Below are 15520 nucleotides of genomic sequence, written 5' to 3'. Positions count from 1 at the left end.
GAGCTGCGGGGACGCCATGTTCTGTCCCCGTCGCTGAGCGGAATCTGACGCGCCCGTGAGGGAAATTACGTAGCAGGGTGGACGGCGGTGCCGCCAGTGCGGGCGCTAAAGCAGCGAGATTTCCTGCGCCCGCGCCAGTGCGCTGGTGCGGTTCTTCACGCCCAGCTTGGCGAAGATGTTGTGCAGGTGCCATTTCACCGTCGCCTCCGACAGGAACAGGCTCTGGGCCAGCTCGCGGTTGCCGAGGCCGGCCTTCAGCAAGCGAAGGATCTTCAGTTCGCGCTCGGTCAGTTCTTCGGTGTCGCCGCGTTCGGTGGCCGCGCGCGGTGCCGCCGGCGTGCTGCGGCCGGCCGCCTGCAGCAGCCGTTGCAGGTAGCCGGTCGGCTGCAGCTCGCCGCGGCCCGCACGGATCGCCTCCGCCATGTCGAGCAGCAATGCGTCGCCGTCGAGCAGGCTGCGCAGCAGGCCGCAGCGATCGGCCAGCGCCAGGGCTTCGTCGAGGGTGCGCAAGGCCTGGGCGCGGTCGAGCGCGCGGTGCTGGTGCAGCGCCTTGAGCGCCAGCAGCCGCGCCAGCTGCGCCTGGTGGCCGTCGCGCTGGGCGCGGCGCAGCGCATCGTTGAGGGCACCGAGCACGGCGGTGCCGGCGTTGTGCGCCGACAGGCGCAGCCGCAGGCTCAGCAGGCACACGCTGTCTTCCTCGATCAGCTCGGCGGCCGCCGGGCTGCCGCCGCCGTGGCCCACGAAACCATAGGACTGCGCGAGCTTGAGTGCGTCGTCCGGCGCGCCGGACTGCAGCCGCAGCGTGCAGCGCTCGGCCGCGAGGATCCGCACCAGGCGCGGCAGCTGGAGCCGATGGCCCAGCGATTCGCCTTCCAGCAGGCAGGCGTCGGCCGCCGCAGAGTCGCCGCGCAGGCGCAGCAGGCGGGCCCGCGTGAGGTAGCCGGCCGTGGTCATCTCGACCAGGCCGTGCTCGTCGATGAAGGGCAGGCCCTGGTCGACGAAGCGCTGCGCCTGCGGCAGGTCGTTCTGCTCGTAGCAGACCTCGGCCGCGAGCAGCGTGAGCATCGAGCCGGCGTACGACGCCACGCCAAGGCTGCGCTCCACGGTCGCGATGCCAATCTTCGCCTGGGCCATCGCCTCGTGCTGGTCGCCGCGCCGCATCGCGATCATCATCGCCAGTGCGGAGGCCCAGGCCAGGCCGTAGTCGGCCCGGCTTTCCTCGAGCGCGCGCCGCGCGATGGCCAATGCGCGCAGGCCCTGCTCGAACGCTTCGGTGGCGCAGCACCCGCTGGCCAGGACGTTCGCCACCACGCCGGTCAGGAAGGCATCGGCCTGCGGCCAGGTCTGGAGCCAGGCCTCGCTGCGTGCCTTGGCCAGCAGCAGCTCGCCGGTGTGGGCCCAGTAGACGCAGCGGATCATCTCGACGATGCGGCGCAGCGCATCGTCGCCGCTTTCGGCGCAGGCGGCTTCGAGGGCGCGCAGCTCCTGGTCGGCCTCCGGATAGCGGCGCGTGAGCACCAGCGACCAGGCGTGGCCGGTTCGGATCTTCGGCCGCGCATGCACCAGCGCCTGCGGCAGCCGCGTGAGCCAGCCCAGGAGAGTCGCATGTTCGCCGCGGTGCTGAACCAGCTCGGCCGAGAACGAGGCGACGAGATCGGCCGCGCGCTCCAGGTCGTTGGCTTCGAACGCGTGGCGCACGGCCTCGTGCGGCAGCCGGTGCCGGTGGAACCAGTCGCTGGCGCGCAAGTGGATCGCCCGCACCGTGTCGCCCGGCAGTTCCCGCGCCCGGCCGCGCAGGTAGTCGGCGAACAGGTGGTGGTAGCGGAACCAGGTGCGCGAGCGGTCCAGGCCCGAGAGGAACAGGTTGCGGCTCTGCACTTCCGCCAGCATCGCGCGGCTGTCGTCCCGTTCCAGCACCTCGTCGCAGAGCTCGGCGCAAAAGCGCTCGAGTCCGGCCGTGCCGAGAAGGAAGGTGCGAAGCTCCGGCCGCAGGCTGTCGAGTACCTGCTCGCCCAGGTAGTCGGTGATGTCGCGGTCGGTGCCGGAGAAGTCGGCGAGGAAGGCGCTGCGGTCGCCGCTCTCGCGCAGTGCGAGGGACGCGAGCTGGAGGCCGGCGATCCAGCCTTCGGTCAGGTCGTGCAGGGTTTCGACCTGGGCGCGATCGAGCGGTGCACCGCTCACGCGGCCGACGAAATCGGCCACCTCGTCAAGGCCCAGCCCGAAGTGCGCAGCCTCGAGCTCGAGCAGCTCGCCGCGCAGCCGCACCTGGCTCACCGACAGCGGCAGCCGCGTACGGCTGGCGATCACGAGGCCGATGGTCGGCGGCAGGTGCGCGACCAGCCATTCGAGCTTGCGGTGCACGCCTTCGTGCTGCACGAGATGGAAGTCGTCCAGCACCAGCAGCAGCCGCCGGTCGTGTCCGAGCAGGTCGTGCAGCAGCGAGGCGACCAGCGCATCGATCGAGGCCATGTTGCCGCCGTCGGCCTGGGCCAGCGCGTTGCGGCCGAGCCGGGCGTCGGCGTGGTGCAGCGCCGCGGCGAGGTAGCGCATGAAGCGAAGCGGGTCGTTGTCCTCGGCGTCGAGGCTGAGCCAGGCGGTGGTGATGCCCTGCGGCTCCACCTGGGAGACAAACTGCGCCAGCGCGGTGGTCTTGCCGTAGCCGGCCGGCGCCATCACGCTGATCAGGCGCCGGGTCAGGCCCGCGTGCAGCAGCGCCGACAGCTGCGAGCGCGCCAGCAGGCTCAGGGAAAGCTGCGGCGGCGCGAGCTTGGCCTCGACCAGCACCGCGGCCGATGCCTCGGCCAAGCCGGTTCCGCGAGCCTGCTGCCTGTGCTGCTGCGCCATGCCTGGATGTCTCCGCTCGTCGTGTTGTGCGCCTCAGTGTGCCTCAGAGAGGGGCGCTGCGCACCTGTCAGGCGGCAGGCCGCCAGTCGATGGTCCAGTGCACGGGCAGTCGGCCTAGTTCGGCTTCCGCCTGCTTCATCAGCGCCTCGCCTTGCGGTCCGGCCGGTGCGGCCGCCACGATGTGCGCCTCGAGCCCGTGCCGGGCGTGGGGCACCACGTCGACCGCCAGGCCGGATGGCCCGCAGATCTTCTCCAGCGTCTCGGTCAATGCCCTGGCGATCGCCAGCTCGCGCAGCTTCGGCTTGTAGATCTTGTTGACCGCCGTGAGCGGCATCGTGTCGACCACCACCACATCGACCGGCACGGCCGCGCGTTCGGTGATGGTGGCGCGCGCATGGGCCAGCAGCTCGGCGGTGCTGCACACCGCGTCCTTGCGCAAGGTGACGTAGGCCATCGGCAGTTCCCCCGCGTGGCCGTCGGGCTTGCCGACCGCGGCCGCCAGTTCCACCGCCGGGTGCCGCATCAGGCCCTCTTCGATCATGGCCGGGTCGATGTTGTGGCCGCCGCGGATGATCAGGTCCTTGGCGCGACCCGTGAGCCAGAAGTAGCCCTGCGCGTCCTGCCGGCCGAGGTCGCCGGTGTTGAGCCAGCCGTCGGCCAGGCAGACGCCGCGGTTGTCGCTGTCCTTCACGTAGCCCGAGAAGACGTAGGGCCCGCGCAGCAGCAGGGTGCCGATCTCGTCGACCGCGGCGTCGCGTTGCGGCGTGCCGTCCGCGGCGAGCTGTGCCACCTTCATCTCCTGGTAGGGCAGGCGCAGGCCGATCGAGCCGATCGCGCGCCGGCCGTCGCGCGGATTGATCGCGCTGACGCAGGTGGCCTCGGTCATGCCGTAGCCTTCGAGCAGCTTGAGTCCGGTGGCGGCCTCGAAGCGCTGGAACAGCTCGGGCGAGAGCGGTGCCGCGCCGCAGATCGCGAAGCGCAGCGAGCGCAGGTCGGCGCCCTCGCGCGGCACATTGAGCAGTGCCGAGAGCACCGTCGGCACGGCGCTGAACAGGGTCGCGCGGTAGCGCTGCACCGAGCGCCAGAAGGCGGCCAGCGTGCGCGGATCGCGGTAGCCGGCGGTCGACAGCATCACCACGTGCGCGCCCGCGCTGAACGGTGCGAGGCCGGTGACCATCATCGCGTTCGAGTGGAACAGCGGCAGGCCGCACAGCAGCGTGTCCTGCGGCCCCATGGCGACGACCGCGGCCACGCCCCAGGCATTGGCGGCTTCGTTGAAGTGCGTGCGCCGCGCCAGTTTGGGCGTGCCCGTGGTGCCGCCGGTATGGAAGTACGAGGCCACGTCGTCGGCTTGCGGCGGCGCGGCGCCGTGCAGCGCATCGCCGGGCTGGCCCGCGAGCAGGGCCTCGAAGTCGAGCGCCCAGGGCGGGCAGAGGCCGCTGCCGCCGACGCGCACCACGGCGCGGAGGCTGGGCACGCGGTCGCGCAGCGACTCCACCTTTTCCCAGATGCCGGGCTGATCCTGCCGGCCCTGCGCGACCAGCACCACGGTGCCGGCGGCGTTCAGGATGCCGGCCATGTGGTCGACCTCGAGAAAGGGGTTGACCGGGTTCACGATGCCCGCGGCCTCGGCGCCCCAGAGGGTGAAGTGGGTTTCGGGCAGGTTCGGCAGCAGGTAGGAGACGACGTCGCGCCGACCCACGCCCAGGCCGACGAAGGCGTTGGCCGCCTGCGTGACCCGGGCCGCGAGCGCCGCATAGTCGAAGCGCGTTTCACCGTCGGCCGGGTCGCCCGTGGGCACGAAGGTGAGGGCCGGCGCGTGCGGCGTGGCCGCGGCCTGCCGGCGCAGTGCGGCATGGCTCGACACCGGCTGCGTCAGCCGGGCGGCGATCGGCAGCGCCTCGATCGCCTCGATGTCGGCCAGGTCCCGCAGCGGCGGATGCGCCGGAGTCATGCGTGCCGGCCGCTTCAGGCGTGGACCGTCAGCTCGGGCTTCGCCACCAGGCCGAAGCTGCGCAACTGGCCCAGCAGTTCATGGTGGCCGAACGCCTGGCAGCCGGAGGCGAAGCCGAACCGCTTCGGTGCCTGCTGCAGCAGCGAATGCGCGGCGTAGGCCTGCAGCATGCCGGTCTGCTTGTAGTTGCAGTTGCCGAAGATCGTGCAGTGGGCGCGCCCCAGCGGCCCCGAAGCGTGCACCGAATCGACCGACTTGTTGAGCCGCGGGTTCTCGCGCGGCGGCATGGTGTTCATCACGCCGGCGGCGGTTTGTGCCAGCGCCGCGTAGCGGTCTTCCGCGTTCATGCCCTCGGTGGCCTTCAGGGCCGCCTCGACGATCTTCGGCACCCCGAGCATCAGCGGCTTGTTGAACACGCCGCCGAGCACCTTGACGTTGGCCACGCGCGGATCCTTGCGGAACCACACGGGATGCGAGGTGCCGCCCCACGGCAGGGCCAGCGCCATTTCGTGCTGGCCGGGGATCGCGAGGCTGTAGAGGCCGGCGTCGGGCTGCCACTCGACGTAGCGGTTCTGCTGCAGGTGGAAGGCCTTGGAGGTTGCCGCGTTGACCAGGATCGTCTGGGTCGAGGCGATCGTCGGGCTGCCGCCCCAGAACACCGCGATGTCCAGCGTGTCGAGGCCCGGCGTCTCGAGGCACAGCTGCGCCGCGATCTCGCCGGTGGTGTACATCTGCGCCAGGCCGGGCGACAGCAGCAGGCCGGCGGCCGCGAACTGCGCGCCGTACTGCGCGTCGAGCGTGATCAGCCAGTCCTGCTCGCCGGTGGTGTCGGTGTAGTGGCATCCGGCGGCCAGGCAGGCCTGGACCACTTCAGGGCCGAACTTCGCGAACGGGCCGACGGTGTTGAGGACCACCGAGGCGCCGCGGAAGAGCGCGGTCAGCGCCTCGGTGTTGTGCTGCACTTCGACCACCTCGCAGTCCGCGGTCTCGATGCCGGCCACGTTCGACTTCATGGCGGCCTGCAGCTTGTCCGCGCTGCGCCCGGCCGCGATGAAGGGGATGCCGTACTCGCGCAGGTACTCGCACACCAGCCGGCCGGTGTAGCCGCTGGCGCCATAGACGACGACGGGTTTCTTGGGGTTGCTCATCGATGACTCCCGGGATGTGGCCGATTCAAAGAAGCGAGGAGCTCACGCCGCCGTCGAGGACGTAGGCGCTGCCGTTGGAGAAGCTGGACCGGCCCGAGGCCAGGAAGACCGCAAGATGGGCCACTTCCTCGGGCGTGCCATAGCGGCCCTGGCGCTGGGCGATCACCGCGTCGAAGTCCGGGATGCCCAGCTGCTGCTCGAATTCGTGCTTGTGGCTGGCGACCAGCTCGGTGCCGATGAAGCCCGGCAAGATGGCATTGACGCGGATGTTGTGGCCGCGCAGCTCGGTCGCCGCCGTCTGGGTCAGCGACACCACGCCGGCCTTGGCCGCCGCGTAGCTGCCGATCAGCGCGCAGGCCGCCTTGGCCGTGACGGAGGCCATGGTGATGATGGTGCCGCTGCCGGCCGCCACCATGGCGGGCGCTGCATAGCGGATGCACAGGAACACGCCGTCAAGGTTGACCGAGGTGACCTCGCGCCATTGCTCGTAGCTGGTGCTCGCGAGCGGCGCCACCCGGGCGACCCCGGCGTTGGGCACCATGATGTCGAGCCGGCCGTGCTGCTTCAGGGCCGCCGCCACCAGGGCTTCGACCTGGGCCGGCACCCGCACGTCGCAGGCGACGGCGGTGGCCCCGGCCAACGAGGCGGCGACCTTCTGTGCCGCGGCGGCGTCGATGTCCGACACGATGACCTTCGCGCCTTCGGCCGCGTAGGCCCGCGCCACGGCTTCGCCGAGGCCGCGCCCTGCGCCGGTGACGATGGCGACCTTGTCCTTCAGGAGCAACTGGCTCATAGCAATCCGGCAGACAGGCCGCCGTCCAGGATGTAGTGGGAGCCGGTGGTCCAGCTGGCGGCGTCGGAGGCGAGGAAGGCGGTCATCTCGGCCACCTCCAGGGGGGTGCCGAGGCGCAACTGCTTGGCCGCGACGAGGGCACTGAACGGCACGCCGACGATCGCCTCGACCGTCGGGATCAGCCGCTCGACCATGGCGGTGCCGACGAAGCCCGGACACACCGCGTTGACGCGGATGCCGGTGGGGCGAAGCTCGGCCGCGGCGGTGCGCGTGAGCTGGATCACGGCCGACTTCGACGCCGCGTACGAGCCGAACAAGGGCACGCCGTTGGTCCCCGCCAGCGACGAGATGTTGACCACCGAGCCCTTGCCCGAGGCGGCGAGGGCGCCGAGCGAGTGCTTCATGCCGAGGAACACGCCCATCACGTTGATGTTCATGAGGCGGCCGATCTCTTCCTCGGTCTGCTCGAACAGCGGCTTGACGATCTCGATGCCGGCGTTGTTGACCAGCGTGTCGAAGCCGCCGAAGGCGGCGAGGGTGGCCTCGACGGCGCGCCCCCAGTCGGCCGCCTGCGTCACGTCGCAGCGCACGGCGCGCGCCCGCGGGCCGAGCGCGTCGGCGGCCTTGGCGGCGCCGGCCTCGTCGATGTCGGCCAGCATCACCTGCGCGCCGCGCTCGACGAACAGCCGGGCGATCGCAAGGCCAAGCCCCTGCGCCGCGCCGGAAATCAGGGCCTTGCGGCCCTCCAGTTCGATCATCTGTGTCTCCTGCGCCTGTGTTCGGCGGTGGAGGCATTCGATCAGGGAGGGCGCGCGCGGGCCGCCCACCTAAAGATTGGTTTTTCGTGCTGCGCTGCAGCACGCAGCGGCCTCGGCGCCTCAGGTCCGGCGGGCCGTGTCGCCGCCCCGAAGGGCCGCCTGCTGTTCCTTGTAGAGCCGGCGTTCGCGCACGGCGATCAGGTAGCTCGATGCCACGACGAACACCGCGACGACCGCGATCACCACGGTGGCCAGTGCGTTCACGGTGGGATCCAGGCCCAGGCGGGCCCTCGAGAAGATCACCAGCGGCAGCGTCGTGGAGCCCGGGCCGGAGAGGAACGCGGACATCACCACGTCGTCCAGCGACAGCGTGAAGGTCAGCAGCCAGGCCGCCACCAGGGACTGCGCGATCATCGGCAGCGTGATCAGGAAGAAGACCTGCACGGGGCGGGCGCCGAGGTCCTGGGCGGCTTCCTCGTGCTGCGGATTGAGGTCGCGCAGGCGGGCGCCGATGACGACCGTGGCATAGGCCATGCCCACCAGCAGATGGCCGAGCCAGATCGTGACCAGGCCGCGCTCCGGGAAGCCGAACAGGCGCTGGACCGACACCAGCATCAGCAGCAGCGACAGGCCGACGATCACCTCGGGCATCACCAGCGGCGCGCTGACCATGCCGGAGAAAAGGGTGCGCCCGCGGAAGCGCGGGAAGCGCTGCAGGGCGAAGGCCGCGAGCGTGCCCAGGACGATGGCCGCCGTGGCGGTCGAGGCCGCGATCTTCAGCGACAGGAGCAGGCCGTCGCGGATGGCGTCGTCCGCCACCAGCTTGCGATACCAGCGCAGGCTGAAGCCGGCCCAGATGTTCGGAACCGGGGAGTCGGTGAAGCTGAAGACGATCAGCGCGACGATCGGCAGGTAGAGGAAGCCGAAGCCGAGCGCCAGCCACAGGCGGCTGGTCCAGCGTCCGGTGCGCGTGGCGATCATCGGCCCGCCGCCTTCGCCTGGTTGCTGCCGAAGACGGCCAGCGGCACGATGATCAGCAGCACCATCGTCACGGCCACGCTGGACGCCATGGGCCAGTCGTTGTTCGAGAAGAACTCGTCCCACAGCACGCGGCCGATCATGAGGGTGTCCGGGCCGCCCAGCAGCTCGGGGATCACGTACTCGCCCACGCAGGGGATGAACACCAGCATCGCTCCCGCCACGATGCCGGCCCGCGACAGCGGCACCGTGACCCGCCAGAAGGCCTGCCACGGCGTGGCGCCGAGGTCCTGGGCGGCCTCGAGCAGGCGCAGGTCCAGCTTGGACAGCGTGCCGAACAAGGGCAGCACCATGAAGGGCAGGTAGGTGTAGACCATTCCCAGGACCAGCGAGAAGGGGGTGTACATGAACTGCCCCGGCGCCGATATCAGGCCGAGCGGCAGCAGCAGCTGGTCGACATGCGCGTGGCGCAGGAAGCTGCCGACCCAGCCGGTCTCGGCATCCAGCAAGCCCTTCCAGGCGTAGACGCGAAGCAGGAAGCTGGTCCAGAAGGGCAGCATGACGCCCATCAGCAGCAAGGGCTGCAGGGCGGCCGAGGCGCGCGCCATGAAGTAGGCGAAGGGGTAGCCGATCAGCAGGCAGATCAGCGTCGTGGCGCCGGCATAGAGCAGCGACTGGCCGTAGGTCGCCCCGTAGATGTCGTCCTGCAGAATGGTCGCGTAGGTCCGCAGGTCGAGCTTCATGACCAGTGCCTGGTCCGCGAACGAGAACAGGCTGCTGATCCTGGCGCCGTCCATTTCGGCCAGGCTGATGCGCAGGACGATCAGGAAGGGCAGCAGGAAGAAGACCAGCAGCCACACATAGGGCGTGCCGATGAGCAGGGCCCGTGCCTTCGAGAACCGGCGTCGGCGCGGCGGCGCCTCGTGGCCGTGAGAGGGGTTGGCCGCCATGCCTTCAGCTCGTCAGGACGACCTGCGAAGTCGGCAGCCAGTGCGCCCAGACCGTGTCGCCCCGTTCGGGCGCTCCCTCGCGATGGCGGCTTTCGTTCGCGACCTGGACCTTGAGCCCGGCGCCGCTGGGCATCTCCAGGTGGTACAGCGTGGAGTCGCCGAAGTACGACAGCGCCTTGACGACGCCCCGGACCTGGTTGAATTCGCCCTCGGGCCGTTCGGCGCGCAGGAGGATCTTTTCCGGGCGAACCGCGACCGTGACCGTCTGCCCCGCATGGCCGCTGACGCCGTGGCCGACGCGATGCACGACATCGGCGCATCGGATGTCGACGTGGTCGGCGGCGTCGGCCACGATGCTGCCGTCCATCAGGTTCACGTTGCCGATGAAGTCGGCGACGAAGCGCGTGGCGGGCGTTTCGTAGAGGTCGCCGGGGCTGCCCACCTGGATGAAGCGGCCGCCGCTCATCACGGCCATGCGCGACGCCATCGTCATGGCCTCTTCCTGGTCGTGCGTCACCATGACGCAGGTCACGCCGACTTCCCGCACGATGTTGACCAGCTCGATCTGGGTCGCCTCGCGCAGCTTCCGGTCCAGCGCGCCGAGCGGCTCGTCGAGCAGCAGCAGCCGCGGCCGCTTGGCCAGGCAGCGCGCCAGAGCCACGCGCTGCTGCTGCCCGCCCGAGAGCTGGTGGGGCTTGCGCCGGCCGAGTCCGCCCAGTTGCACCAGGCGCAGCATGTCCTCGACGCGCGAGGCCACCTCGGCCTTGGGCAGCTTGTCGCGCCGCAGGCCGAAGGCGACGTTGTCCCAGACGCTCAGGTGGGGAAACAGCGCATAGGACTGGAACATCATGTTGAGCGGACGTTCGTACGGCGGCAGCCCCGTGAGGTCGACGCCGTCGAGCACGATGCGACCGGACGATGGCGTCTCGAAGCCGGCCAGCATTCGCAGCAGCGTGCTCTTGCCGCAGCCCGAGGGACCCAGCAGCGCGAAGATCTCGCCGCGCCCGATGTCCAGTTCGACCTGGTCCACCGCGCGAAAGTCGCCGAAGTCCTTGCTGACCGATTCGATTCGCAGGAAGGCGCGGTCTTCCCTGGGAGCATTCATGGGTGTCGGGTCAGCGCTTGGCCTTGAAGTTGGTGAAGGTGCGCGTGATCAGCTTGAGCGTCGCCTGGTCGGGCGTGTCGGGCGCGATCATGGTCGACAGCGCCACCTCGTCCGGGAACACGGCCTTGTCCTTGGCCAGGGCCGGATTGACGAACTTCATGGCCGCCTTGTTGGGGTTCGCATAGAAGACCTTGTTGGTCAGCGACGCATGAACCTCGGGCCGCAGGATGTAGTTGATCCACTTGTAGGCGTTCTCCGGGTGCTTGGCGTCCTTGGGGATGGCCATGGTGTCGAAGAACAGCAGGCCGCCGGTCTTGGGCAGCAGCACCTCGAGGTTCTGGGGGGTCTTTGCCTTGGCGGACTTGTCCTTGGCGATCATGATGTCGCCGGACCAGCCGATCACGGCACACAGCTGGCCCTTGGCCATCTGGTCGATATAGTCCGAGCCCGAGCCCGAGAAGCGCGTGACGTAGGGTCGCACGGCCTTGAGCATGTCGCCCGCCGCCTTGTAGTCGTCGGGGTTCTTGCTGCGCGGATCCTTGCCCATGTACTTCAGCGCGATCGGCATGATCTCGGACGGGCTGTCCAGGAAAGACACGCCGCAGTCCTTCAGTTTGGACAGGTATTCGGGCTTGAAGACCAGGTCCCAGGCGTTGTCCGGCAAGGGCGCGCCGCCCAGCGCCTTCTTGACCTTGTCGGCGTTGATGCCGACCGTCGTATAGCCCCAGAGCCAGTCGACGATGTGCGCGTTGCCCGGGTCCATCTTGGCCAGCTGGGCCTGGATGGCGGGGTCGAGGTTGGCGAGGTTCGGGAGCTTCGACTTGTCCAGCGTCTGCAGCAGGCCGGCCTGGATCTGCATCTTGGCGAAATGCGATCCGGGCACCACGATGTCGTAGCCCGACATCCCGGCCACCAGCTTGGCGTGCAAGGCCTCGTTGCTGTCGAACAGGTCGTAGCGGACCTTGATCCCCGTTTCCTTCTCGAAGTTCGCGACCGTGTCGTCCGCGATGTAGTCGCCCCAGTTGTAGATATTGAGGACCTTCTCCTCCTCGGCATGCACGGCGAAGGCCGCCAGCGCCGCGGCAGCGGCCATGGCCGCACTCAGGATCAAGGTGGGACGCAGCGACGTCAATTTCATGGACATACCTTCGGGGGCAGGAAAGTCGGGGGGCCAGGGATTGTTGCGGGGCGCATTATGAATCCAGATCGCCGCCCCGATGTGGTGCACGTGTGCGCTGCCGCATGCAAATTGAGGGCCAGCCGCAGCCGGGGGCCGGGCTGGCGCAGGGCCTCGTCAAGGCCCGGGCAGCACCCGCCAGGCCGCCACTTTCCGATGGAAGCCCTTGAGCTCCAGCTCGCCGGCGTCCTCGATCGACCCGCCGCCTTCGGGCCCCGCATCCTGCAATGCGGCCCGGACGCGCTGCGAGATCAGGATCTCGCCGCCCGCCGCTTCGCCGCACAGGCGCGCGGCCAGGTTGGTCACGGTGCCGATGGCGCCGTAGTCGATGCGGCCGTCGAAGCCGATGCCGCCGAGCGTGGCGAAGCCCTGCGCGATGCCGACGCCCATGTGCAGGTCGTAGCCCCGCCGGTGCCACTGGCTCCTGAGCGTAACCATCTCGCGCTGCATCTGGACCGCCATGCGCAAGGCGCGCGCCGGCGCATCGGCCACCGGCTGCGGATCGTTGAAGAAGATCATCATGCCGTCGCCCGAGAAGCGCTCCAGCGTGCCCTCGTGGGCCAGCACCAGCCGGCCCATCGCGGCGTGGTATTGCGCCAGCACGGCCATCACTTCCTCGGGGTCCGCGGTCTCGGTGAACGCGGTGAATCCGCGCAAGTCGAGGAAGACGACGGTGATCTCGCGCCGGTGGCTCCTGAGCGGATCGTCGGTTCCGCCGGCCAGGATGGCCTCGGCCAGCTGCGGCGAGAAGAAGCGCTTGAGCTGGCCCACGCGCTCGAGCTGCTTCACGCCCTCCGCCACCCGCTGCTCGAGCGTGCTGTTCCACGCCTGCAGCTCGGCCTTCTGCCGCTGGACCTCGTCGTACAGCGACTTGACCCGCAGCAGCGAGCGCACGCGGGCCATCAGCTCGGCCTGGTGGATCGGCTTGCCCAGGAAGTCGTCCGCCCCGGCGTTCAAGCCGTTCACCCGCTCCTGTTCGGGATCCAGCGCCGTCACGAGCACCACCGGCAACGCCGCCAGCGCCGGATCCGCGCGGATGGCGCGGCACACGTCGTAGCCGTTCATGCCCGGCATCATCACGTCCAGCAGCACCAGGTCGGGCGGGTCGGCGGCGATGCGTGCCAGGGCCTCCTCGCCGGATGCGGCGGTGCTGGTCCGATAGCCGCGTGCCGTGAGGACATCGGCGAGCAGCCTGACGTTCTTGTCGACGTCGTCGACGACCAGCACGTGCGCGCTCATAAGGCAACCTCTGGCCTCATGAAGGCCGTTGGAACACTGCTGCGCAGGGTTGTCCGCGGCGGCGGTCGGTCGGCGCTCATTCGACAGCCTCCAGCACCTGCAGCGGCAGCAGGAAGGTGAAGGTCGCGCCTTCGCCGAGGCGGCTGTCGACGCCCAGCGTGCCGCCATGCAGCGCGACGAAACGCCTGGCCAGCGGCAGGCCCAGGCCGGTGCCTTCGGCCTTGCGCAGATAGTCGTTGCCCGCCTGGCGGAATTCGTCGAACACCAGCTGGTGGTCCTCGGGTGCAATGCCCACGCCGGTGTCGGCGACGCTGACCTCGGCCATCGCCTGGCCCGCGGCGCTGTCGATGCGCCGCGCGCTCAGCCGCACGCGGCCGCCGGCGGGGGTGAACTTCACCGCGTTGGAGAGCAGGTTCACCACCACCTGCTTGACCTTGCGTGCATCTGCGACCCATTCGTTCAGTCCTTCGCCGACCGCCAGCGACAGCGAGAGGCCGTGGCGCTGCGCGCGCTCGCGCACCAGGGTCAGGGCGTTCTCCAGCAGCAGGCCGAGGTCGAAGCAGCTCAGGTCCAGTTCCATCCGTCCGGCTTCGATCTTCGACAGGTCCAGCACATCGTTGATCAAGGTCAGCAGGTGCTGGCCGGAGGAGTGGATGTCCCGCAGGTACGCCATCTGCTTGTCATTGACCGCGCCGAACATCTGTTCGGTCAGCACTTCGGAAAAGCCGATGATGGCGTTCAAGGGGGTGCGCAGTTCGTGCGACATGTTGGCCAGGAACTCGGACTTGTGCTGGTTCGCCACTTCGAGCTGGCGGCCTTTCTCCTCGATCTCACGGAACAGGCGCGCGTTCTCGATCGCGATCACCGCCTGGTCGGCGAAGGTCTCGATCAGGCGGACTTCGGCATTCGAGAAGGGTTGCACCTGCTTGCGCATCACGGCAATGATGCCGACCGACGCACCCTCGCGCACCATCGGAACGGCCAACACGGTCCTGAAGCCGTGGCGGGCCTGCGGTTCGCGTGAATCGGGATACTCGGAGTCGAGCTGCCGGGTGACGTCCTGCACGTGCACGGTACGGTGCTCGGCGAAGGCCCGCCCGACCACCGATCCCCGGGTCAGCGGCAGAACCTCGTCCCGGCCCAGGGCGGCGTCGCTCCCGGTGCCCAGGTAGCCGGTCATGGCACGCAGGTGATCGTCCTCGGGCAGCCAGATGCGGCAGCCGTAGGCCCGGCACAGCGCCGCCGAGCGCTCGGCCACGGCCTGCAGGACCGGTTGCAGATCCGTCGGCGATCGGCTGATGACGCGCAGGATCCCGGCCGTCGCCGTCTGGTGCTCGAGCGCCGCGCTCAGCTCGGCGGTGCGTTGGTCGACCTTGCGCTCCAGTTCGCCGTAGGACTCGCGCAGCTGCGCCGACATGCGATTGAACTGGTTGGCCAGGCCTTCCAGCTCGTCGCCGGTGCGGACCTCGATCTGTTGATTCAGGTCTCCCTGGCCGATGTGCCGTGCGCCCCGGGCCAGCGTCCGGATCGGCCGCACCATGCTGCGCGCCAGCAGCGACGCCGCCAGCGCCGAGATCGCCAGGCCCGCCAGCAGCAGCATGGCGGCGCGCAGGATCGAGGCATTGAGCTTGGCGTAGACCTCGGCGATCGGCTGTTCGACGAACACCTTCCAGCCCAGCGGCTCGATCGATGCCATCGCGGTCAGCACGGTGGCGCCCTGCAGGTCGCGCGACACCATGGCCGGTCGCTGCGGCACGCCGTCGGCCGCCGCGGCCTGGACGTGCGGCAGCTGGGCGAGGCTGGTCTTGCGCAGCACCAGGCCGATGTCGGGGTCGGCCACCAGCAGGCCCTGGCTGTCGAGCACATAGGCCTTGCCAGCCTCGCCGATGCGGATGCGCGAGACGACATCCCAGATGAACTTGAGATTCAGCTCGGCCACCGTGACCGGGCCGCCTGGGCCCGCGGAACGGATCGCGACCGTCATGTAGGGCTCGGTGCCGCGGTTGAAATACACCGGGCCGAACCACGGCGCGTCGGGCAGGGCGCTGCGGAATGCCGCCTCCGACGACCGGTCCCTGCCGGAGCCCACGACGTCCATCCCCACGCGCGACACCGCGACCTGCTCGCGGCCGTCGCCGTCGAGCTGCGCGATGTCGGTCACTTCGGGCGCCTGGCGCAGCAGCCGCCAGAACTCCGCGCGCCGCGCCGCCAGGTCCGAAGCGTCGAGCTGGGCCAGCGAGGCATAGGCCAGCTGCTGGGTCACCCGCTGGAGGTACTGCTCGATTCGCGCCGCGGCGCCCAGGGCCTTTTCATGCTGCAGGCTGGCCAGTGCCGCCTTGTTCTCCTGGTAGGAGAAATAGAGGCCGATCGCGCTGGACGCCAGCAGCACCATCGTCACCAGCGAAAGGATCAGCAGCAGGTACTTGCGGAACAGGCGGCCCCGATGCACGTCCCGCGTGCCTTGGGGCAACAGGGCGGAGCGTCGGTCCTGGGCTGTTGCTGCAAGCTCGCCGGGAAGCGAGGCGGGGGACGAATCCTGGGCCGTCATGGCCTGTCAATTGGACATCGTCGCCT

General features: G+C 69.7%; 11 protein-coding genes. All 11 read right to left on the bottom strand.

All coding sequences use genetic code 11. The features are described from left to right. Positions 1-105: 105 nt before the first annotated feature. Entirely contained in the window at positions 106-2844 is a 2739-nt protein-coding gene (locus AC1DYD_RS20155) for a winged helix-turn-helix domain-containing protein (protein ID WP_478174528.1), read from the bottom strand. Between the two features lie 67 nt (positions 2845-2911). Then, the gene (locus AC1DYD_RS20150; protein WP_478174527.1) at positions 2912-4798 is read right to left on the bottom strand and encodes an acyl-CoA synthetase; all 1887 of its coding nucleotides are present in this window, start codon (positions 4796-4798) and stop codon (positions 2912-2914) included. Between the two features lie 14 nt (positions 4799-4812). Further along, positions 4813-5946 carry a DUF5938 domain-containing protein gene (locus AC1DYD_RS20145; protein WP_478174526.1) on the bottom strand — a complete coding sequence of 378 codons (1134 nt, stop codon included), beginning with the start codon at positions 5944-5946 and terminating at the stop codon, positions 4813-4815. A 25-nt stretch (positions 5947-5971) separates the two neighbouring features. Then, complete coding sequence (locus AC1DYD_RS20140) at positions 5972-6739, bottom strand: SDR family NAD(P)-dependent oxidoreductase (protein WP_478174525.1); 768 nt, start codon at positions 6737-6739, stop codon at positions 5972-5974. Next, complete coding sequence (locus AC1DYD_RS20135) at positions 6736-7497, bottom strand: SDR family NAD(P)-dependent oxidoreductase (RefSeq protein ID WP_478174524.1); 762 nt, start codon at positions 7495-7497, stop codon at positions 6736-6738. The genes AC1DYD_RS20140 and AC1DYD_RS20135 overlap by 4 nt, the downstream gene beginning before the upstream one ends. Positions 7498-7617: 120 nt before the next feature. Next, complete coding sequence (locus AC1DYD_RS20130) at positions 7618-8478, bottom strand: ABC transporter permease subunit (protein WP_478174523.1); 861 nt, start codon at positions 8476-8478, stop codon at positions 7618-7620. Then, complete coding sequence (locus AC1DYD_RS20125; RefSeq protein WP_478174522.1) at positions 8475-9425, bottom strand: ABC transporter permease; 951 nt, start codon at positions 9423-9425, stop codon at positions 8475-8477. The genes AC1DYD_RS20130 and AC1DYD_RS20125 overlap by 4 nt, the downstream gene beginning before the upstream one ends. A gap of 4 nt (positions 9426-9429) precedes the next feature. After that, on the bottom strand, positions 9430-10530 hold the full coding sequence (locus AC1DYD_RS20120) for an ABC transporter ATP-binding protein (RefSeq protein WP_478174521.1): 1101 nt from the start codon (positions 10528-10530) through the stop codon (positions 9430-9432). 10 nt (positions 10531-10540) lie between these two features. Next, positions 10541-11668, bottom strand: coding sequence for a polyamine ABC transporter substrate-binding protein (locus tag AC1DYD_RS20115; RefSeq protein ID WP_478174520.1), 1128 nt, complete (start codon positions 11666-11668; stop codon positions 10541-10543). 156 nt (positions 11669-11824) lie between these two features. Continuing rightward, complete coding sequence (locus tag AC1DYD_RS20110; protein ID WP_478174519.1) at positions 11825-12946, bottom strand: adenylate/guanylate cyclase domain-containing protein; 1122 nt, start codon at positions 12944-12946, stop codon at positions 11825-11827. Between the two features lie 76 nt (positions 12947-13022). Beyond that, positions 13023-15395: a sensor histidine kinase gene (locus AC1DYD_RS20105; RefSeq protein ID WP_478174518.1), complete on the bottom strand. Its 2373-nt coding sequence runs from the start codon at positions 15393-15395 to the stop codon at positions 13023-13025. Between the last annotated feature and the right edge of the window lie 125 nt (positions 15396-15520).

It is taken from the genome of Variovorax sp. P4_B11 (assembly GCF_056402355.1).
This window is presented reverse-complemented; position numbering and strand designations above follow the sequence as displayed.